The organism is Dyella subtropica, assembly GCF_026283965.1.
GTDB lineage: Bacteria > Pseudomonadota > Gammaproteobacteria > Xanthomonadales > Rhodanobacteraceae > Dyella_D > Dyella_D subtropica.
Window position 1 is genome coordinate 1 of record NZ_JAPDPD010000019.1, and the last position, 20,850, is coordinate 20,850.

Sequence of the window (20,850 nt, forward strand, 5' to 3'; positions counted from 1 at the left end):
AAAGGTCGCCATCGTCGCTTGCATGCGCAAGCTATTAACCGTGCTCAACGCCATGGTTCGCGACAACGCCTCGTGGCATCTGGAACATGCGACATCCGCTTGACTGCCAACACAGTTGCTCACCTCAGTCCTCTCCCCGGAGGGGAGAGGAGGCAGGGGGCGAACACCTTGAAAGGGATGCGCCTAAAGACATGCGGTCAATCCGTCGTAGATCGTTTGCTTCGTGTTCGGTAGCGGCGCATGGATGGGATCGCGCCCCTTCAGCGTGGCGACGAGTTGCTCCGCGCTGGTATGCGCGGCCAGCGGGCTGACGCATTGCCACTCGCGCAAGGACACCATGACCTTGCCATCGTTGGGGTTGATCTCTTCCTGGCTGGCGGCGATCACCCACACGCATTCACCGATGTTGCCGGTGGCGGCTTCCACCGAGCAGCGATAGCTCAACGCCTCGAGATTGGCGTATTCGCCTTCGCAAAAGGTATCGCCGCAGACATCGAGGAAGTTCATCTTGAGCTGGTAGGTGATGTCGAGCCAGGCATCACGGTCCTGCCAATCGGGCAGGTAGCTATGCATGTCGACATAGGCAGGTGGCTGGGCGTTGCGCGGCCTGTCCTTGCGCGGCGTGTCCTTGCCTGCGGCTGGCGATAGTGCCGGCATACACAGGCACAAGGCGGCCAGAGCTGCCGTCCAGCGACGGTGTGAAGTGCGAATCTTCATGAGTCATCTCCAGTAAGGTGGGATCTGCGCGCCCCAGTCAGGGCGCCTGACTCACTTTCATGGCATTCCCGGGTACGCGAACAGACGCACGCTTCGGAATGTTGCGTAGGCGCTCAGTGCGGCATCCGTAGAGAAAATCGGCAACGCCTTGAAGGGTTTGGCTACACCAGCTTCGTCCGTCGCCACCACGGCGTCACTTTCCCCTCGCGCACCAGGGTGAACAAGCCGGAGCCAAGAATCAGCGCGATGCCGATCAGCATCGGCCAGTCGAGATGATCGCCAAATAGCCAATAGCCGAAGCCGATGGCCCACAGCATCTGGCTGTACTGGGTGGGGGCGACGCGATTGGCGGGGGCGTTCTGGGTGGCGAGCATCAGCAGCACGCCGGCAAACCCAGCGAGCAGGCCGTAGCCCGCGAGCAGCATCCACTGATGCAGGTCGGGCCAGACGAACTGGGGCAGCATGAGCGCGAAGCCAGCGGCCAGCGGGCCGATCACTCCGGCCCCGTAAAGGCTGATGCGCTTCTCGTGGGCACCAGCCATGCGCAGCGCCACTACCGAGACGGCGCCGGAGAGTCCGCACACCATGGCCGCGACGTGGCCGGCACCTAGTTCACGAAAACCCGGCCGCAGCACCACCAGCACGCCGACGAAGCCGGCGATCACCGCGGACCAGCGGCGCCAGCCGACATGCTCCTTGAGAAACAGCACCGACAGCAGGGTCACGAAGATCGGCAGCAGGAAGATCAGCGCGAAGGCCTCGGCCATGGGCAAGGCGGTAAAGGCCATCACGGCCGCGATATTGCAAATGGCGCCGGACATCGCACGCACCCACCACAGACTCGGGCGCTGCGCCTTGAATACCTCGATCCAGCGGTCGTCCGGCTGGCGGATGAAGGGCAGGGCCGTAAGCATCAGCACTGCCCCGAAGAACACCGCCTCGTAGGCGGGTAGCGAGCCGTGCAGCGATTTCACGAAGGCATCGCTGATCGCGTAGGCCGCGAAGCACGCAAAGCCCAGGAGCACACCTTTAAGCATGGGGATTCCAGCGGAAAAACGGGGGGTTGCGGGCGGGAACGGCCATGGTCCCATAGCACGGCCACTCCGCCTACCCGCCGGTGTTGCACCTCGTCGTGACCTGGGTCGACGGAGACCGCTAGAATCGAGCGCTTGTCCCACCCCTCGCACGGAAACCCTGCATGTCCGCTCGCCTGAATCCGCTTGACCTGTACGACGTTCGCTCGCTGCTCACCGACGAGGAGCGCATGGTGCAGGACACCGTTGGCCGCTTCGTCGATGAAAAAGTGCTGCCGATCATCGGTGACGCTTTCGATCAGGCGCGCTTTCCGATGGAGCTGGTTCCGGAGATCGCCAACCTCGGCCTGCTGGGTGCGACCATCCCGGAGAAATACGGCTGCGCCGGCATGAATGGCGTGAGCTACGGCCTGATCTGCCAGGAGCTGGAGCGCGGCGATTCCGGCCTGCGCAGCTTTGCCTCGGTGCAGAGCTCGCTGTGCATGTATCCGATTTACGCCTACGGCACCGAAGAGCAGAAGATGCACTACCTGCCCAAAATGGCGGCGGGCGAGATCATCGGTTGCTTCGGCCTCACCGAGCCGCACGGCGGCTCCGACCCGGCCAATATGAAGACCCACGCCAAGAAGGACGGCGGCGACTGGGTCATCAATGGCGCCAAGATGTGGATCACTAACGGCAACCTCGCGCACATCGCCATCGTGTGGGCGCAGACCGAGGACGGCATCCAGGGCTTCATCGTGCCCACCGACACTAAGGGTTTCACCGCGCAGGAAGTGCACAAGAAGATGAGCCTGCGCGCCTCGGTCACCTCGGCGCTGTTCTTCGACAACGTGCGCGTGCCGGACGCTAACCGCCTGCCGAACGTGAAGGGCCTGAAGGGCCCGCTCGGCTGCCTTACCCAGGCGCGCTACGGCATCACCTGGGGCCCGATCGGCGCCGCCCAGGCTTGCTTGAAGGAAGTGCTGGATTACACCCAGGAGCGCATCCTGTTCGGCCGCCCGTTGGCGTCGAATCAGGCGGTCCAGTTGAAGATGGCCGACATGGCACGTCGCATCACCAGCGCGCAGCTGCTGTCCCTGCAGCTCGGCCGTCTGAAGGATGCCGGCAAGATGCAGCCCACCCAGGTCTCGCTGGCCAAATGGAACAACTGCCGCATGGCCATCGACATCGCGCGCGAATGCCGCGACATCCTCGGCGGTGCCGGCATCACCACCGAGCATTCGGCGATCCGCCACGCGCTCAATCTGGAATCGGTGATCACGTATGAAGGCACCGAGACCGTGCACCAGCTGGTGGTGGGGCGTGAGCTGACCGGCATCAACGCGTTCTGATCCGCGCCCCGATGAAGAGACTCCCGGCGTGAACCGGCAGGACATTCGCATCGAAACCGACCGCCTCATTCTGCGGCCTCCGCAGCGTGAGGATTTCGACGGCTGGGCGGCCCTGATGGCCGACGAGGTGGCCGCGCGTTTCATCGGCGGATACCAGCCGCGCGCCACCGCTTGGCGCGGCTTCCTCACCATGGTCGGCGCTTGGGCTATTCAGGGCTTTGGCATGTTCTCGGTGATCGAGAAGAGCAGCGGACAATGGATCGGCCGGCTCGGTCCCTGGCAGCCGGAAGGCTGGCCTGGCACCGAAGTCGCCTGGGGCCTGGTGCGCACGGCCTGGGGCAAGGGCTACGCACGCGAGGGCGCCATCGCCAGCATCGACTGGGCCTTCGAACACCTGGGCTGGGCCGAGGTGATCCACACCATCCATCCCGAGAACCAGGCCTCGCAGGCCTTGGCGATTCGGCTCGGCTCGCGCAGTCGCGGACCAGGTCAGCTGCCGGCGCCGTTCGAGGATGTACGGGTCGACATCTGGGGCCAGACCCGTGAGGAATGGCGGCAGCGTTGCCGGCAGGGATGAGCGAGACGATGGTGCGCGACGTCCTGGATCAGGTGATCGCTGCTGTGGTGCCGGATCTGCAAAGGCATTGCCGCGATCCATGGCATCTGATCGGTAGCGCGGCGGCGTGTCTGGCCGGCGTGGACGTCACCGTAGCGGACCTTGACGTGCTCACCAGTGTGAGCGACGCCAAGCGCCTGTTGGAGCACTGGCAGTCGCATCGCGAAGCAGTCTACGCGCCCGCAGGCGCCGAACGTTTCCGTTCGCATTTCGCCCGCTTTCGCTTTCCCGGCTTGCCGGTGGAAGTGATGGGCGGGCTCGAACTCAACACCGGGCAGGGCTGGCGAGCGGTGGACGTGGGCGAGACGGTGATGGTTCGTGTGGCTGGCCTCGACGTGCCGATGCCCAGTGTGGCGGAGCAGATCCGTATCTTGGAAAGTTTCGGGCGTCCGAAGGATTTGCAACGCGCGGCGTTGCTAAGAGCACTCGATCACCCGAAGCACTATGCCAAGAGCTAACCCCTCCCCAACCCTCCCCTGTCCCACGGGACTAGCTTCGCGTCGCAAGCAAGGGAGGGGGCTGGTTGTCGCGAGCTTCTGCTCCTCCCCTTGCTTGCGACGCGAAGCTAGTCCCGTGGGACAGGGGGAGGCTGGGAGGGGGTAAGCCCTTGAGACAACCTTTCCTCAAAAGCACCACCACAAACGCCACTACTGGCACACGCATCACCCGCAAGCCGATAATCAAACGTTCACCACCCCAAACCACCGTCCCCGACGAGATCACGCTGCCATCATGATTGCCCTTCCGTTTGCCCTCAGTGCCCGCCACAAAGGCTTCAACCGCGCGGAGATCGTCGACCAGAACTTCACCGAGTTCGTGCAGCTGTGGCAGGGCGAGGCGCACAGCGCACCGCGCGACGAGCAGCCGGTGCTGCCGGGCAGTGCATTGGATGCGCGCGGCTTCCGCGAACTATTGGAATCGCAACTGATCTCGCGCCATCTCGACTTGATGGCGCGCGTGCTGCGCGTGCAGAACAAGGTGTTCTACACCATCGGCTCCAGCGGCCATGAAGGCAATGCGATGGTGGCGCGGCTCACGCGCCACACCGACCCGGCCTTCCTGCACTACCGCTCCGGCGGCTTCATGGCCGAGCGTTTCCGCAAGCTGCCGGGCATGGACCCGGTGATGGACTCCGCGCTGTCGTTCGCCGCCAGCAAAGAAGACCCTGCCTCCGGCGGTCGCCACAAAGTGTGGGGCAGCAAGCCGTTGTGGGTACTGCCGCAGACCTCGACCATCGCTTCGCACCTGCCCAAGGCTTTTGGTACGGCAGTGGCGATCGAGCAGGCGCGTCGCATAGGTCACACCTTGCCCATTCCAGATGACAGCATCACCATCTGTTCGTTTGGCGATGCGTCGTCGAACCACGCGACGGCGCAAACCGCGTTCAACGCAGCGGGCTGGACGGCCTACCAGAAGTTGCCTGCGCCTGTGCTGTTCGTGTGCGAGGACAACGGCATCGGTATCTCGGTGAAAACGCCGACCGGCTGGATCGCCAACAACTTCAAGGGTCGCGCCGACCTCGACTATTTCTTCGCCGATGGTTTGGACCTGGCCGAAGGCTATGCGCAAGTACAGCGCGCCGTGGAGCATTGCCGCAACGCGCGCCGGCCGACCTTTCTGCATCTGCGGACCACGCGCATCATGGGTCACGCCGGCACCGATTTCGAGATCGAGTGGCGCAGCGTGGAGGAATTGTTCACGCTGGAATCCAGCGATCCGCTGCTGCGCTCGGCCGAGATCGCGCTGACATCGGGTCTGTACACCAAAGCATCGCTGCTGGAACTTTACGAAGCCACTCGCAAGCGCTGTTTCGAGGCTGCCGAAGATGCCGACCGCCGTCCGCGCATCACCGCGCTGGACGATGTGATGAAGCCGCTGGCGCCGTACACCCCGGCCGCGGTGAAAGCCGAAGCCGAGCGCGCCGACTATGCCGAGCGTCGCCTCGCCGTGTTCGGCAGCGAGGACAAACTGCCGGAGCAACAGCCGCCACGCCATCTGGCGATCCAGATCGGCCAGGCACTGCACGATGTGATGGCGAAGTATCCCGAGTCGCTGTTGTTCGGCGAAGACGTAGCGCAGAAGGGTGGCGTGTATACCGTCACCAAGGGCTTGTTCAAAACCTTCAAGGGCACGCGCGTGTTCAACACGCTGCTCGACGAAACGGTGATCCTCGGCCTGGCCCAGGGCTACGCCAACATGGGCATGCTGCCGATCCCGGAGATCCAATACCTCGCTTATTTCCACAACGCGTGCGACCAGATCCGCGGCGAGGCTTGCAGCCTGCAATTCTTCTCCAACGACCAGTACCGCAATCCGCTGGTGATGCGCGTGGCTTCGCTTGGTTACCAGAAGGGTTTCGGCGGCCACTTCCACAACGACAACTCCATCACCGCGTTGCGCGATATTCCCGGCCTGGTGGTCGGTTGCGCCAGCCGCGGCGACGATGCGGCGAACATGCTGCGCACGCTCACGGCGCTGGCAAAAGTCGATGGCCGCGTCTGCGCCTTCCTCGAACCCATCGCGCTATACATGACCAAGGACCTGTACGAAGCCGGCGACGGTGGCTGGCAGTTCGGCTATCCGGCACCAGGTGAAGCGATGACGCTGGGCGAAGGTCGCGTCTACAACGAAGGCGCCAACGATCTGGTGGTCTTCACTTTCGGCAACGGTGTGCCGATGGCGTTGCGTGCCGCGCGCGAGATCGAAGCGAAGCATGGCTGGCAGACCCGCGTGGTGGATCTGCGTTGGCTGGCGCCGCTCAACGATGCCTTCATCGCGGAACAAGCCCGCAGCGCCAAGCGCATCATCGTGCTGGATGAGGGGCGCAAGAGCGCCGGTGTGGGCGAGGGCGTCATCACGGCGATCGTCGAAGGCGGTTGTGGTGCTACGCCGTTGCAGCGCGTGGTCGGCGCCGATACCTATACGCCACTGGCCGGTGCGGCGTTGTTGGTGCTGCCAGGTGAAGCGGAAGTGGTGGCTGCGGCTGGCAAGTTGGCCTGATCGCCCCTGTAGGAGCCCACCCTGTGGGCGACCCGCGGCCCTGCCTTGCTGGGCTTCGCGCACAGGGTGCGCTCCTACACGAAATGTCAGGCGTCGGTTGAAGCGCGTAGGTTGGGGTGAGCGTCAGCGAACCCCAACACTGCATGATCGCCTTGGTCAGCGAACGGCGCACTCAAGCGTTGGTCGAAGCCCCCGCGCCACAAAGCTTTTCAAGCAGCTGCGATTGCGTGTTGCGTGCGATCTGCCCTGATGTTGGGTGCACGCGCGTGTAGTGGCTGTCGGGCTGCAGCTGCCAGGCGCTGGTGTTGTCGCTGAGGTACAGTTCCAGCTCTTTTTTCAGGCGTTGCTGCAGTTTTTTGCTTTCGATCGGGAAGCCGGTTTCCACACGGCGATCGAGGTTGCGTTCCATCAGGTCGGCGCTGGACAGGTAGAGTTGTTCGTCACCGTTGTTGGCGAACCAGTACAGGCGACTGTGTTCGAGGAAGCGGTCGACGATGGAGCGCACGCGGATGTTGTGCGACACGCCCGGCACGCCCGGCCGCAGACAGCACATGCCGCGCACGATCAGTTCGATCTTCACTCCGGCGGCGCTGGCTTTGTACAGCGCGCGGATCACCTTGGGGTCGGTGATGGCGTTGATCTTGATGATCATCTGCGCGGGTCGGCCTGCACTGGCGTGCGCGGTCTCGCGTGCAATCAGGTCGAGCAGGGTCTTTTTCAGCGTGAAAGGTGCATGCAGCAGTTTCTTCATGCGCAGCACCTTGCCCATGCCAGTGAGCTGGCTGAACAGCTTGTGCACGTCCTCGCACAGCACCTGGTCAGAGGTGAGCAGGCTGTAGTCGGTGTAAAGGCGTGCGTTGCCGGTGTGGTAGTTGCCGGTGCCCAGGTGGGCGTAGCGCACCAGTTCATCGCCTTCGCGACGCTGGATCAGCATCAGCTTGGCATGCGTCTTCACGCCCACCACGCCGTAGATCACCATCGCGCCGGCCTGTTGCAGGCGCGAAGCCAGCGTCAGGTTGGATTCTTCGTCGAAGCGCGCGCGGAGCTCCACCACCACGGTCACTTCCTTGCCGGCGCGCGCGGCATCCACCAGCGCGTCGACGATCTCGGAGTTGGCGCCGCTGCGATACAGCGTCTGCTTGATCGCCAGCACGCTCGGGTCCTTCGCGGCCTGATGCAGCAGATCCACGACGGGCGCGAACGATTCATAAGGATGCAGCAGCAGTACGTCCTGCTTGCCGATGACCTGGAACAGGTCTTCGGCCTTCTTCAGCGTCTTGGGTATCGAGGGCGTGAACGGCGGGTAGAGCAGCTGCGGCGCCTGCGTCTTGTTCGCCAGGCCAAGCAGGCGCGCCAGATTCACCGGGCCGTTCACCTCGTACATTTCCGCCGCGGTGAGGCCGAACTGTTTGAGCAAATAGTCGGTGAGCGCCTTGGGACAGTTGTCGGCCACTTCCAGGCGCACGGCGTCGCCGAAGCGGCGCGAGTACAGCTCGCCGCGCAGGGCGCGGGCGAGATCTTCCACGTCTTCCGGGTCGATGGTGAGGTCAGCGTTGCGGGTCAGGCGGAACTGGTAGCAGCCGTGCACCGACATGCCGGGGAACAACTCTTCCGCGTGCGCATGGATGATGGAAGACAACAGCACAAAGTTGTCGCCGCCCGTGCAGACTTCATCCGGCAGGCGGATGAGGCGCGGCAGCACGCGCGGCGCCGGCACAATGGCCAGGCCGGAGTCGCGGCCGAACGCGTCCACGCCTTCCAATTGCACAATGAAGTTGAGGCTCTTGTTCACCAGCAGGGGGAACGGGTGCGTCGGGTCCAGCCCGATCGGCGTGACCAGCGGTGCGACCTCGTGCCGGAAGTAGCGGCGCACCCACAGCTTCTGTTTGTGCGTCCACTCGGTGCGACGCACGATGCGGATGCCCTGGCGATCCAGCTCGGGCAGCACCTGCTCGTTGAGAATGATGTACTGCCGCTCGATCTGCTTGTGCGCGATCTCGCTGATCTCGGCCAGCGCGCGCTTGGGCGCGATGCCGTCAGGGCCGACGATCTCGTGGTCGAAGGCGATCTGGCTCTTGAGCCCCGCCACGCGGATCTCGAAGAACTCGTCCATGTTGGTGGAGAAGATCAGCAGGAATTTCAGCCGCTCCAGGATCGGCTTGCGCTCGTCCAGCGCTTGCTCCAGCACGCGGATGTTGAACTGCAACTGCGACAGCTCGCGGTGGATGTACAGGCCGCTGTCGTTGAGGTCGTGTACCGCGGCAACCGGCGGACTCACCGCCGGCAGCTCGTGGATAGACGCGGCTTCGTCGACCGCGGCTTCGTCGATCATGATCGTGGTGCGGTTTTCACTGTTGGACATCATGTCGGTCCTGGTTCCCTGCTGAGCAAGGACGCATCGGGAAGTAAGCATGCTACCCCGTTCCCGCGGCAAGCACGTCCATGGCCGGCCTCCGCAGCCGGACTATTTCGCAACCGGTCATATTGCTGCAGTGTTCTGACAGGGGGATGACGTGGTTGCTCGCCAGTGGGCTTATCGGGCTGTTTCCCTCTCCTGATTGGCGTCGAATCTCACCGATGCGAGCTGTTAGCTCCCTCCCTTGCTTGCAGGGGAGGGCTGGGGAGGGGTGAATACTTGAGAAAGCGTTTCGGGAGAGGTTATCGCAATGGCTCACCCCCTCCCGGCCTCCCCCTGCGAGCAAGGGGAGGGGAAAAGCTCGCATCGTTGAAATTTGACGCTAATCAGGTTTTCCCTTGGCGTAGCCGATCAGCGCCGCCGCCAGGTGGTCGAACAACCGGCGCACAGCCAGGTTGCGGCGCAGGTCCTCGTGCATCACCACCCAGGCCTCCATCGGCAAAGCGAGGCTTTCCGGCAGCAGGCGCACCAGGTGGGCATCCTGGGCGGCAAGCGGCACCTGGCAAATGCCGATGCCGTAGCCGGCGCGGATCGCCGCCAGCGCCGCCAGATCGTTGTCCGTGCGCAAGGCAAACAGCTCGCGCGAGTAGGGCAGGTTCTTGGGGCGCATGCTGCGGACGTAGGGTGTTTCCCTATCGAAGCCGATCAGACTGTGCTGGCGCAGATCGTCCAGCGCCGCCGGCCGGCCATGCGTGCGCAGATAGCGCTTGTGCGCGTACAGGCCCAGCTCGATGCGGCCGATGTGGCGCATCACCAACGCCTGTTGGGTGGGGCGAATCATGCGGATGGCGACATCGGCGTCCTTGCGCAGCAGATCCTGCGACTGATTGGACACGGACAGCTCGATCACCACCTCCGGCTGCTCTTTGCGGAACGCGGCCAGTATTGGCGGCAGCACTTCCACTCCGATGACTTCGCTCGCGGTCACCCGCACCACACCGCGCGTCTTGCCTTCACCCGCCGTTGCGGCGCGTCGCAGAGCCGCCGTGGCGGAGGCCATCGCTTGCGCATGAGGCACCAGTTCGAGCGCCATGTCGGTAGGCAGCAGCCCTTGCGGCGAGCGCGTGAACAGCGCCACGCCCAGGGCTGTTTCCAGTTCACGGATATGGCGCCCCAGGCTGGGCTGGGTCATGCCAAGCTCGCGCGCCGCGGCCGAAAGGCTGCCTTCGCGCATCACGGCGAGGAAGGAGCGATAGAGGTCCCACGCGGGTTCTGGCTTGGTCATACATATTTGTATAGCGGAAGTTAGCTGTTGAGCAATTTTCTTTTGCCTGACCGGGGCTCACGCTAGGAGCCTGTCGGACTTGAGTGGTCGAGGCGAAAATTCGACTGCGCGAGGACAGATTTTCGGCGAGTCGCAGGCCCATAGTGGTTCTATGGGTCAAGAATCGACGGAAATATGGACCGTGCAGGCGGATTTGCAGCCCGGCCGACTCAAGTCCGACAGGCTCCTAGACCCATCCAAACCAGAGGGCAGCACCATGAAGACGACAAAAGCGGCATTGGTGGTAGGCGCCAACGGTGGCATCGGCAGCGAAACCTGTCTGGCGCTGTTGAGGCACGGCTGGCGCGTTCGCGCCCTGGTCCGCACACCGAAGGCGGATGCCACGGACGGTGTTGAATACGTGCGCGGCGATGCGATGACAGCGGCCGATGTACTGCACGCTGCTGAGGGTGTGGATCTGATCGTCCACGCGGTGAACCCGGCGGGTTATCGCGGCTGGGACCGAGTGGTGTTGCCGATGCTGGACAACACCATCGCCGCAGCCAAGGCGGTCGGCGCACGCATCGTGCTGCCGGGCACGATCTACAACTATGGGCCGGACGCTTTCCCGTTGCTCACCGAAAACTCGCCGCAACATCCCACCACCCGCAAAGGTGAAATACGCGCGGCGATGGAACAGCGTCTGGAGCAGGCATCGCGCGAAGGCACGCCGGTACTGATACTTCGCTGCGGCGATTTCTTCGGGCCGCGCAGCACGGCCAACAGCTGGTTTTCGCAGGGGCTAACCAAGCCGGGCGTACCGGTGCGCAAAGTGACGTACCCCGGTCGTCTCGATATCGGTCACGCATGGGCCTACATGCCTGACGTGGCAGAGACCTTGGCGCGTTTGCTGGATCGCGAAAACGAGTTGTCGACGTTCGCCGTATTCCACTTTGGCGGTTACTGGCTTGATGGGCATGGGATGGTCGAGGCGATCCGTCGTGCGACAGGAGATCAGAACATCGCTGTCGCACGTTTTCCGTGGTGGATGGTGACGCTCGCGTCACCGTTTATGGAAACGCTGCGCGAGATGCGCAAGATGCGCTATCTGTGGCGGACGCCGGTTCAACTGGATGATGCGCGGTTGGTGGCGTTTCTTGGGGCTGCGCCGTATACGCCGATTGAAGAGGCGATTCGGGTGACGTTGGAAGGGGCGGGGTGTTTGTCGGTGGATGATCGCGTGGCTGGGGGCGGTGTCGTTGGCGGGCCTGTCAAACAAGCTGTGTAACTGAATCATTCACAGCGCACCGAGTGGTACGCGTTCCTCGCCAAACATCATCTGGAGGCTCTATCGAGCAGGCGAGCGCACGGGTGGCTTGCACATTGTCTATGAGCTCGTTAACGTTTTCGTTGCCGCACGCAAGCTGCGGCCTGGGAACAAAGGGGATGGGGCAGGGATGCAGCGGTGCTCCGCCTTGAAAGTCCAACGTGACCCGTATTTCTGTCAGTAGGGCTTTGGAAGAGCCAGCAAAGTACGGACCAGCACAATGACTGCTAATACCCTGATCTGGCCAGTTGTCCTGTGTGCGTTTCTGGTGGGCAGTCTCGTCGTGCCATTGACATCTGCCACAACAGGAGTGGCGCTGGATGCACCCAGCGCGTCAATATGCAGCGTGTGGCGGCATGCCGATGACTACATAGGGAAGGTGATTCATCTTCGGGCGATCTACAAATCAGACCAAATGTATTACGCGGCTCTATTTGATGAGTCGTGCGATAGTCAAAAGACTATAGATGTCGAACATCCGATCAGAACTCATGGCGACGATAGCGTTACGGCGTTCTACCATGAGGAGAGCGAGCGCTGCCGCAAGCTGAATCAACTGGTGTGTCCAGTTGAGGCCGATATCGATGCGGATGTATTGATACGCAAGCGATCAGATGAGGGTGTGATCGCGGAATTTATGCATGTAAGGAGCTACAAGCTTTCTCCTTGAAATAGCTCGACGTTTGGCTCTTGGCCCATCATGGGGCTATTGACCCGGACGGCGAAATGGTGCCTTCATTTGCCAAGGCGAATAAAGTCAATTGGGACACCCTCCATCGTGATGCCTGCAGTGAGGGCGGTAACCAGCTCTACGACGAGGGCAAATAAGCCATGCAACGCGTTGCTGCTCTCTTTGCGGTTGTTCTCGCTTTGATCTCCGGCTTGGTGCCCGCGGCGCACGGTGCCGAGCCGATCAGGGGCTATATCTATGATGAGATCGGTGGTGGTAGGGCCGGTGCACTCCACGACCTAGCCATCGTCATCGATGTCGCAAAAAATTGGGTGGAGATCCAGCGCAAGGCTGACGCACGCATTGGCTCCATGGATGGCGATTTTGGTAGCAAATACGAGGATTGCGGCAACGAAGCCTTCTATTGTCTAACCGGCCCGCTAGAGATCGTCATTCCAAAGGCGATGCCGATGAAGCAGTGGAAGTATCACGGTCTGTCTTGCCAAAGCGTCGCTCAGCCGGGAAGCGACGCCTACCGCATCACTTGTCGATCCCCCAAGTACCGCGGTCGGCCCACCTTTACGTATTCGCTCTCGCGTGGCGTCCTGTCCATCGACAGTTCTCCCGTAGCAGGTGGGTATAGGTACGAATTGCGCGGCGAACATGGACTGTTTTCGCTAGGGAGCAATCCCTAGCAGGCTGTTGAGCATGCAGCCTCTGCCAACAACCAGGCGAATCGTGGCCAGGTTTACCTACCCGCGCGCAACCTCAGGGGCGGAGTTGGAGTTTAGAGCTCCGCTGCAGCTGGTACTGCTGAGCCTTCGTCAGCGCACCAGTACAACACCCTCAACGACGCCAGACGACCTCTGGCGAAATCCCCCGCGCATCCGTCTGCCCCGTCAGCGCCATACTTACACTCAGCTCGCGGCGGATGATCTCGATGGCCCGTGTCACGCCGGCTTCACCCATCGCACCGAGACCATAAAGAAACGCCTTGCCGATAAGCCCTGCACGCGCACCCGTAGCCAACGCCTTGAGCAAATCCTGGCCACTGAGAATGCCGCCATCGAACAGCACATCCATGCGATCGCCGACGGCCTGGACGATTGCGGGTAGCGCATCGATGGTGGCCGGTGCTCCATCCAGCTGGCGACCGCCGTGATTGGACACCACGATGGCATCCACGCCGTGCTGTGCCGCGATTCGCGCATCTTCCGGGTCCATGATGCCTTTGACGATCAGCTTGCCTGGCCACAGTTCGCGGACCCAATCGAGATCCTTCCAGGTGATGGTGGGGTCGAACTGGCTCGCGATCCATTGCGCCAGTGTGGTGAGGCTGTCGCCACCGCCGATGCGGCCTTGCAGATTGCCGAACGAACGACTGGGTGCGCGCAGCACGCTCCAGGCCCAGCGGGGCTTGCTGGCGATATCCAGCAGGTTGCTCAGGGTGAGCTTGGGTGGCACTGATAGACCGTTCTTGATTTCGCGATGCCGCTGTCCTTGCACGGTGAGGTCGGCGGTGAGCATCAGCGCCGAGCATTCGGCGGCCTTGGCTCGTTCGATCAGTTCGCGGGCGAAGCCGCGATCGCGCATCACGTAGAGCTGAAACCAGAACGGCTTGTCCACGGCTGCTCGCACCTGCTCGATGGAGCAGATCGACATCGTGCTCAAGCAGAACGGAATGCCGGCCGCTGCCGCCGCACGCGCGCCAAGAATCTCGCCGCTGCCGTGTTGCAGGCCGGTGAGTCCGGTCGGCGCGATCGCCAGTGGCATGGATACCGGTTGGCCCACGATTTCCGTCGCCAGCGAGCGCTGATCGACATCGATCATCACGCGCTGGCGCAGCTTGATCCGGTCCAGGGCGAGGCGATTGTCGTGCAGGGTCACCTCATCATAGGAGCCGCGATCGGCGTATTCGAAGAAGGCACGCGGTACGCGACGCTTCGCTAGCGCACGCAAGTCCAGGACGTTGGTGATGGGCGCAGTCATGGGAGCGAATCCTCGGGTCAGGCGCTCAACGCGTCGGAAGACCCTAGCCAAACGGGGCCGTCCGGGAAGTGGTAGTCGGCGATGGAGCGCTCGCGCATCTGCGCCGAGAAGCCGGGCGTCTCGGGTGCAAGGTAACGGCCGTGGCGGATGGTCACTGGATCGACGAAATGCTCGTGCAAGTGGTCGACGAATTCGATGGCGCGATCTTCTTTCTTGCCGGTGATCGCCACGAAGTCGGCCATGGCCAGGTGCTGTACCAGCTCGCACAAGCCGACACCGCCCGCGTGCGGAAACACGCGCACACCGAACTTGGCTGCCAGCAGCAGGATCGCCAGGTTCTCGTTGACGCCGCCCACGCGTGCGGCGTCGATCTGCACCAGGTCCACGGCGCCGGCCTGGAACAGCTGCTTGAACATCACGCGATTGTGGGTGTGTTCGCCGGTGGAGACCGGCGTTGGTGCGATGGCGCGGCGAATCGCAGCGTGACCGAGCACGTCGTCGGGGCTGGTCGGCTCTTCGATCCAGGCGAGCTGGACGTCGGCCAGCCGGCGCATCCAGTCGATGGCGTGATGCACATCCCATCGCTGGTTGGCATCGACGGCGATGGCGATGTCCTGGCCTACCGTCGCGCGCATGAGGCGGCAGCGGCGCACGTCGTCTTCGACATTCAGGCCCACTTTGAGCTTGATGGTGCGGAAGCCGTCGGCCACGGCCTCTTTGGCGAGGCGTTGCATCTTCTCGTCGGAATAACCGAGCCAGCCCGGCGACGTGGTGTAGGCGGGATAACCTTCGGCAAGCAGTTGTTCTACACGCTGCTGCTTGCCGCGCTCAGCAGAGCGCAGCAGTTGCAAGGCTTCTTCCGGCGTGAGTGCGTCGGCGAGGTAGCGAAAATCGATGACGCCGACGAGCTGTTCCGGCGTCATGTCGGCGATGAAGCGCCACAGCGGTTTGTTCGCGTGGCGCGCCGCCATGTCCCATGCGGCGTTGACCACCGCGCCGATGGCCATGTGCATCACGCCTTTCTCGGGGCCGAGCCAGCGCAGCTGCGAGTCGCCGATCATGCGGTTGGCAAAACCGCCCAGATCGCCGATCACCTCCTCAAGACGCAGGCCGACTACAAACGGACGCAGCGCATCGAGCGCGGCTTTCTGCACGTCGTTGCCGCGGCCGATGGTGAAGACCAGGCCGTAGCCGGCAAGGCCTCGCGGATCATCGGTGCGCAGTACCACGTAGGCCGCCGAGTAATCCGGGTCCGGGTTCATCGCATCGGAGCCGTCCAACTCGCGCGAGGTCGGAAAGCGGACGTCGTAGGTGTCCAGCGCAATGATTTTCAGCGAGCTGTCCTTCACCGATCGGCTCATCGTGCACCGCCCTGATCGGCGGGATGTGCGTGAACCTGCTGACGTTGCCGCCCGAGGCCGTCGATACCGAGTTCGATCACGTCGCCAGGGCGCAGATAGGTGGGCGGTTTAAGGCCCAAGCCGACGCCAGCTGGCGTGCCGGTGCTGATCACATCGCCGGGCATCAGTGTCATGTAGCGGCTGATGTAGCTCACCAGTTGCGCCACGCCGAACACCATCGTGCGCGTATTGCCGGTCTGGTGACGATGGCCGTTCACTTCCAGCCATAGATTGAGATTCTGCGGATTGGCGACTTCGTCGGCAGTCACCAGCCACGGGCCGAGCGGGCCGAAGGTATCGCAGCTCTTGCCCTTGACCCATTGACCGCCGTGTTCGAACTGGAACTCGCGCTCGGACACATCGTTGACCACCAGATAGCCGGCCACATGCGCCAAGGCATTTTCGACGGTGACATCGCGAGCGACGTCGCCGATCACTACACCTAACTCCACTTCCCAGTCGGTACGTGTCGATCCGCGCGGGATGACCACATCATCGTTGGGGCCCATGATCGCGCTGGTCGCCTTCATGAACAGCACCGGCTGTTCGGGAACGGGGGCGCCGGTTTCGGCGGCGTGGTCCGCGTAGTTCATGCCCACGCAGATCATCTTGCCGACGTGCGCTACCGGTGCGCCGAATCGAGGGTTGCCCTCGACCTTGGGCAACGTAGCCGGGTCCACCGAGGCAAGGCGTTGCAGGCCAACGCGGCCGAGTGCGTACTGATCGATGTCGGCGATGAACAGAGACAGATCGCGCAGTTCGCCCGCGCTATCGATAAGTCCCGGTTTCTCGGCGCCGGGTACGCCGTAGCGGACGAGTTTCATCAACAGATTCCTAGTTGGACCAGCCGCCGTCCACGACGTGGACAGTGCCGGTGGTGAATGCGGATTCGTCAGAGGCGAGATAAAGCGCGAGCGCGGCGATTTCTTCCGGCGTGCCCAGGCGGCCCATCGGCTGCCGCTCGATGAAGCTTCGCCACACGGCTTCTTCGTCGCCGCCCAGTGCGCGCACGCGGTCGCCCAGCGACGGTGTTTTTACGGTGCCGGGGCAGATCGCATTGCAGCGCACGCCGCGCGCCACGAAGTCCGCCGCGATCGAGCGGGTCAGGCCGATCACGGCCGCCTTGGTGGTGCTGTAGGCAAAGCGATTCGGCACGCCCTTGATGCTGGAGGCCACCGAAGACATGTTGACGATGCTGCCGCCGCCACGTTCGAGCATGGCCGGCAGCACGCTCCGACAAAGGTGAAACATGCTGTCGACGTTGATCGAGAAGGAGCGTTGCCAACCCTGTTCGTCGGTGTCCAGGATGGTGCCGGCGTGCACGTAGCCGGCACAGTTGAACAGCACATCGAAGGGCGCATGGCTCGCGACCAGCTGAGCGATATCGTCGGGGCGGGTCACGTCCAGGCGTTGGGTGCGAATGGACGGATAGGCGGCTGCCAGCGCATGCAGTGCATCCGTGTCGATATCGGTAGCCAATACCTGTGCGCCGGCATCGGCGAAGGCGAGGGCAGTGGCGCGACCGATGCCGGCGCCTGCGGCAGTTACCAGTGCGTGTTTGCCGGCCAGTCGTTGGTTCATGGTGGAGCTCCCTTGTAGCTCGGGTGGAGTGCGGCAATGTCTAGGCGATAGAAGGCGGCCGCATTACCGCCAAAGATCTCCGGCTCGCGACCTGGCGCGAGCCGCCGTGTGTGCGCCAGTGCCAGGGACAGCCAGTGGCCGTAGTCGCCGTGCGTGGTCAGTACGGGCCAGTCGCTCCCCCAAAGCAGGCGCTCCGCACCGAAACAGTCGAACAGGTGGTCGACATAGCGATCGATGGCGTGTTCGCCCATGCCCGGCGCAAGCTGGGTCAGCAGTCCCGAGAATTTGCAGTACAGCGTGGTGCGTTTGGCCAGGCTCGCGATATGCGCCGACCAGGTGTCGAACCCGTTGCCGCCGATAGGCGGCTTGCCGGCATGGTCGAGCACCGCGCGCAAGGCGTGCTCGCGCGACAGTCGCTTCAATAGGGATGGCAACTGGTCCGGGCGTATCAGCGCATCAAAGGCGAGATCATGTTGCTGCATGCAGGCGAAGGCTGCGTCCAGGGCAGGGCGGGCCAGCCAGTCGGGATCGGCGATGTCCTGCGCCATCGGTCGCAGGCCGAGCAGACGTCCTTCGCCGTCGCGGACCAGCGCATCGATGCGCGACGACACGTCCTGCGCTTCGAAATCCACCCAGCCGACGACGCCGGCAATGCTGTCGTCGGCGCGTGCTAGTTCGAACAGGTAGCGGGTTTCCGCTTCGGTCGGTGCCGCCTGGACCAGCACGGTGCGTTGTACGCCCGCGGCCTTTCTTTGCACGGCCAATGCATTCGGCAGGAAATCCCGCTGCAGTTCCTTGGGAGCGTTTGCGAGCCAGTCGTAGTCGCCGCGTTGCACACGCCAATAGTGCTGGTGTGCGTCGACGATGATCATGGCGTGACGGCGCTGTCGGCGAGCAGGTCGGCTTCGCGCAGCCGGGCCCAGAGTTCTGCCGGCAACGTGGTTTCCAGTCGCGAAGTGGCGCTATACACCTCGCTCACCGAGCGCATGCCGCAAACGACGGTGGCTACCGCGGGATGAAAGAGCGGAAACTGCAGGGCCGCCGCACCGACGCTGGTGCCGGTTTGCGCGCAGATGTCGTAGAAGCGTTGCGCTCGCTCGCGCGTCGGCGCATCGGCGGGCGCGTAGTTGTACATGCTGCCCGGCGCATCGGACGCACCTAGCAGGCCCGAGTTGTAGGGGGCGGCGGCGAAGATAGCGATGTTGCGCCGGAGTGCTTCGCCCATGACGCGCTCGCTGTCCTTCTGCTCGAACAAGGTATAGCGGCCCGCGAGCATGATCACGTCCAGATCGAACTGCGGCATCACGTCCAGGCAAACGGCTTCTTCGTTGACGCCGATGCCGATAGCCGAGCAGATCCCTTGCGAACGCAGTTCCGCCAGGGTGGGCAAAGCTTCATCCAGCGCCTGGCGCAGTATCCGGGGGTGTTGAGCGCCGTGGGTCAGGGCGCCGATGTCGTGCAGGAGCAGTACGTCGATGCGATCCACGCGTAGCCGGCGCAGGCTGCTCTCGACCGAGCGAAGCACGCCGTCACGGCTGTAGTCGAACACTGCCTGCCGGCCATCCACGTCGAAACCGTCGGCGAGGTGCGGGCGATCATCCGCCGTTTCGATCAGGCGGCCGACCTTTGTCGACAAGGTGTAGCTGGCGCGAGGCATCCCGGCGAGCGCGGCGCCCAGGCGTTCCTCGCTGAGGCCGTAGCCGTAGTAGGGCGCCGTATCGAAGTGGCGGATGCCCCGGTGCCAGGCATGCGCGATGGCTTGCGCGGCGTCCGTTTCGGCGACGCCGGCATACAGGTTGCCGATTGGCGCGCCACCAAAGGAAAGCGGGGAGAGCTTGAGTCCGTGCGCTGCAACCATCGGCCTGGAGGGTGCTGGCGCTTCGTAGTCGTGCCGGTTGTTGAAGCCTGATTCCGCCATGGAGAACTCCGCGATTGCCTTCCAGCATCCCATCACTTGATTGGCGTCGACTTTCAGCTTGTGCGGTTTTGCCCCTCCCCTTGCTTGCAGGGGGAGGCTGGGAGGGGGTGAACACTTGAGAAAGCCTCTCCCGAAACGCTTTCTCAAGGGCTTACCCCTCCCCAGCCCTCCCCTGCAAGCAAGGGAGGGAGCTAACAGCTCGCGTAGCTGAGATTCGACGCTAATCAAGTGCCCGAGCGGGATGCGACAGGTCGTCAATTAGTGTGCACATATGAAAAACGAATTTACAAGTGATCTTTTCGGCTTGCACAGGGCTTGCAGATTTTCCTGTTGCAGCGCAACTTGCATCGATCTAAGTAAATATGAACTATGCGTTTGCCGATAAAAATCACGGCCGCTTCACAGCTGTGATTCCGGGTCGGGACTTAAAAGGTGGGGAGCTTGAGCGTGTCCATGCACGGTATGACTTCAGCATTTGCTCGCGTGGTCGCCATGCCGGAGTCCATCCGGAGCGGGCAGAGGTGGCGCGCGTGAGCGGCGCGGCCCCAGCGAGCTTGTTCGACCCACATAGGGCGCGACTGCCCGAGGCAGCAGCCATGAACACCCGCTCCCCCCGGCAGCAGCCGTTCCTGGCGGCGGATGTCGGCGGCACCAACGCCCGCATGGCCCTGATGGCTCCCGGCATCCGCGCGAGTGGTCCGGTGGTGCTGGCGTATCGGGTGTACCGCTGTGCCGAATACGCCAGTCTGGCCGACATCGTGCGTGCGTTCCGCGAAGAATTGACCGATGCACCGCGGCAGATGGTGCTGGCCTGCACCGGCTGCGCGGATGGCGGCGTGGTCATCAACGACAGCCTGCCTTGGCCGATCGTGCCGGCGGCAATGGCGGAGGCGCTGGGGCTGAGCGAAGTCGTCCTGCTCAATGATTTCGAAGCGCTGGCGCATGCGGCGGCGTACATCGACACGACCCGTTCGCCGCAATTGAACACCTCGCCGCACGTGGTGACCGGCGCGTCCGGTCCTGTCGTGGTGGTCGGGCCGGGCACCGGATTGGGCGCGGCGGTTCGGCTTCCCGGTACGCCGCCGACGGTGCTGGCGACGGAAGCCGGGCAGATCCAGCTGGCAGCGCGCGTCGGGCGGGAGCAGGAGGTGATGCGCATGCTCGCCTTGCCCGATACCTATGTGTCTTACGAGCACGTGCTGTCGGGGCCCGGCCTGTTGCGCGTCTACCGCGCGCTTTGCGCGTCTTCCCATCGTGCGCCCATGTGCAGCGAGCCTTCCGCCGTCACGGCCGCGGCTTTGGACGGAAGCGACACGCTGGCCGTCGAAACCTTGAACCTCTTCTGCGGTTGGCTGGGGTCCTTCGTCGGCGATCTGGCCATGCTCTACCAGGCCACGGGCGGCATCTATCTCGCTGGCGGTTTCCTGTCCGGCATCGTCGAGTTCCTTCGCGCCAGCTCCTTCGCCGAGCGGTTTCTCGACAAGGGCGTGATGCGCCCGTTCCTCGAAAAAGTGCCCGTCCGGGTGGTGGACCACGGCCAGCTCGGCGTCATCGGTGCCGCCAGCTGGTTCCTGGATCGCGCCAGTCTTGACCCGGTCGAGTGCTGATCCGATGGCGAACGTTTTCTTCCATCGCTTGTTGTCG

18 protein-coding genes and 1 pseudogene are annotated in these 20,850 nt (G+C 63.3%); 9 read left to right on the plus strand and 10 right to left on the minus strand.

The window, feature by feature from the left end; translation table 11 throughout:
* Nucleotides 1-103 (plus strand): annotated as a pseudogene (locus tag OUZ45_RS20895) (IS110 family transposase); the annotation flags it as partial.
* A gap of 80 nt (nt 104-183) precedes the next feature.
* On the opposite strand, the gene OUZ45_RS16000 reads toward OUZ45_RS20895, so the two are convergent.
* Both OUZ45_RS16000 and OUZ45_RS16005 read right to left on the minus strand, forming a co-directional pair.
* Nucleotides 184-717, minus strand: a complete 534-nt coding sequence (locus OUZ45_RS16000; protein ID WP_266171147.1) for a hypothetical protein — start codon at nt 715-717, stop codon at nt 184-186.
* Nucleotides 718-878: 161 nt separating this feature from the next.
* Nucleotides 879-1,754: a DMT family transporter gene (locus OUZ45_RS16005; protein ID WP_266171148.1), complete on the minus strand. Its 876-nt coding sequence runs from the start codon at nt 1,752-1,754 to the stop codon at nt 879-881.
* Between the two features lie 161 nt (nt 1,755-1,915).
* On the opposite strand from OUZ45_RS16005, the gene OUZ45_RS16010 reads away from it, so the two are divergent.
* The 4 genes from OUZ45_RS16010 to OUZ45_RS16025 all read left to right on the plus strand — a co-directional run bounded on the left by OUZ45_RS16010 (nt 1,916) and on the right by OUZ45_RS16025 (nt 6,701).
* Nucleotides 1,916-3,085, plus strand: a complete 1,170-nt coding sequence (locus OUZ45_RS16010) for an acyl-CoA dehydrogenase family protein (protein WP_266171149.1) — start codon at nt 1,916-1,918, stop codon at nt 3,083-3,085.
* Nucleotides 3,086-3,113: 28 nt separating this feature from the next.
* Complete coding sequence (locus OUZ45_RS16015; protein ID WP_266171150.1) at nt 3,114-3,662, plus strand: GNAT family N-acetyltransferase; 549 nt, start codon at nt 3,114-3,116, stop codon at nt 3,660-3,662.
* A complete protein-coding gene (locus OUZ45_RS16020) occupies nt 3,659-4,159 on the plus strand; it encodes a nucleotidyltransferase family protein (protein ID WP_266171151.1) in 501 nt (166 codons plus the stop codon). The genes OUZ45_RS16015 and OUZ45_RS16020 overlap by 4 nt, the downstream gene beginning before the upstream one ends.
* Before the next feature lie 274 nt (nt 4,160-4,433).
* Complete coding sequence (locus OUZ45_RS16025; RefSeq protein WP_266171152.1) at nt 4,434-6,701, plus strand: thiamine pyrophosphate-dependent enzyme; 2,268 nt, start codon at nt 4,434-4,436, stop codon at nt 6,699-6,701.
* Between the two features lie 172 nt (nt 6,702-6,873).
* Here the strand turns inward: OUZ45_RS16025 and ppk1 are convergent, their stop codons facing one another.
* A complete protein-coding gene (gene ppk1 / locus OUZ45_RS16030) occupies nt 6,874-9,066 on the minus strand; it encodes a polyphosphate kinase 1 (RefSeq protein ID WP_425601700.1) in 2,193 nt (730 codons plus the stop codon).
* A gap of 373 nt (nt 9,067-9,439) precedes the next feature.
* Entirely contained in the window at nt 9,440-10,342 is a 903-nt protein-coding gene (locus tag OUZ45_RS16035) for a LysR family transcriptional regulator (RefSeq protein ID WP_266171154.1), read from the minus strand.
* 256 nt (nt 10,343-10,598) lie between these two features.
* On the opposite strand from OUZ45_RS16035, the gene OUZ45_RS16040 reads away from it, so the two are divergent.
* From OUZ45_RS16040 to OUZ45_RS16050, 3 genes are all read left to right on the plus strand, one after another.
* Complete coding sequence (locus OUZ45_RS16040; RefSeq protein ID WP_266171155.1) at nt 10,599-11,609, plus strand: NAD-dependent epimerase/dehydratase family protein; 1,011 nt, start codon at nt 10,599-10,601, stop codon at nt 11,607-11,609.
* Between the two features lie 259 nt (nt 11,610-11,868).
* Nucleotides 11,869-12,318, plus strand: coding sequence for a hypothetical protein (locus OUZ45_RS16045; RefSeq protein ID WP_266171156.1), 450 nt, complete (start codon nt 11,869-11,871; stop codon nt 12,316-12,318).
* A gap of 161 nt (nt 12,319-12,479) precedes the next feature.
* The gene (locus OUZ45_RS16050) at nt 12,480-13,013 is read left to right on the plus strand and encodes a hypothetical protein (RefSeq protein ID WP_266171157.1); all 534 of its coding nucleotides are present in this window, start codon (nt 12,480-12,482) and stop codon (nt 13,011-13,013) included.
* Nucleotides 13,014-13,164: 151 nt separating this feature from the next.
* On the opposite strand, the gene OUZ45_RS16055 is transcribed toward OUZ45_RS16050, so the two are convergent.
* From OUZ45_RS16055 to OUZ45_RS16080, 6 genes are read right to left on the minus strand one after another with little or no spacing between them, the layout of a single operon-like run.
* Nucleotides 13,165-14,307, minus strand: a complete 1,143-nt coding sequence (locus tag OUZ45_RS16055; protein ID WP_266171158.1) for an alpha-hydroxy acid oxidase — start codon at nt 14,305-14,307, stop codon at nt 13,165-13,167.
* Nucleotides 14,308-14,324: 17 nt separating this feature from the next.
* Nucleotides 14,325-15,668: an L-fuconate dehydratase gene (locus OUZ45_RS16060; protein WP_266171159.1), complete on the minus strand. Its 1,344-nt coding sequence runs from the start codon at nt 15,666-15,668 to the stop codon at nt 14,325-14,327.
* On the minus strand, nt 15,665-16,531 hold the full coding sequence (locus OUZ45_RS16065) for a fumarylacetoacetate hydrolase family protein (RefSeq protein WP_266171160.1): 867 nt from the start codon (nt 16,529-16,531) through the stop codon (nt 15,665-15,667). Before OUZ45_RS16065 ends, OUZ45_RS16060 begins: the two co-directional genes overlap by 4 nt.
* 10 nt (nt 16,532-16,541) lie before the next feature.
* A complete protein-coding gene (locus OUZ45_RS16070; RefSeq protein WP_266171161.1) occupies nt 16,542-17,288 on the minus strand; it encodes an SDR family oxidoreductase in 747 nt (248 codons plus the stop codon).
* The gene (locus OUZ45_RS16075; protein ID WP_266171162.1) at nt 17,285-18,160 is read right to left on the minus strand and encodes an amidohydrolase family protein; all 876 of its coding nucleotides are present in this window, start codon (nt 18,158-18,160) and stop codon (nt 17,285-17,287) included. The genes OUZ45_RS16070 and OUZ45_RS16075 overlap by 4 nt, the downstream gene beginning before the upstream one ends.
* Nucleotides 18,157-19,206, minus strand: coding sequence for an aldo/keto reductase (locus OUZ45_RS16080; protein ID WP_425601701.1), 1,050 nt, complete (start codon nt 19,204-19,206; stop codon nt 18,157-18,159). Before OUZ45_RS16080 ends, OUZ45_RS16075 begins: the two co-directional genes overlap by 4 nt.
* Before the next feature lie 596 nt (nt 19,207-19,802).
* Between OUZ45_RS16080 and OUZ45_RS16085 the strand changes: the two genes are divergently transcribed.
* Complete coding sequence (locus OUZ45_RS16085; RefSeq protein ID WP_266171163.1) at nt 19,803-20,813, plus strand: glucokinase; 1,011 nt, start codon at nt 19,803-19,805, stop codon at nt 20,811-20,813.
* Nucleotides 20,814-20,850: the final 37 nt, after the last annotated feature.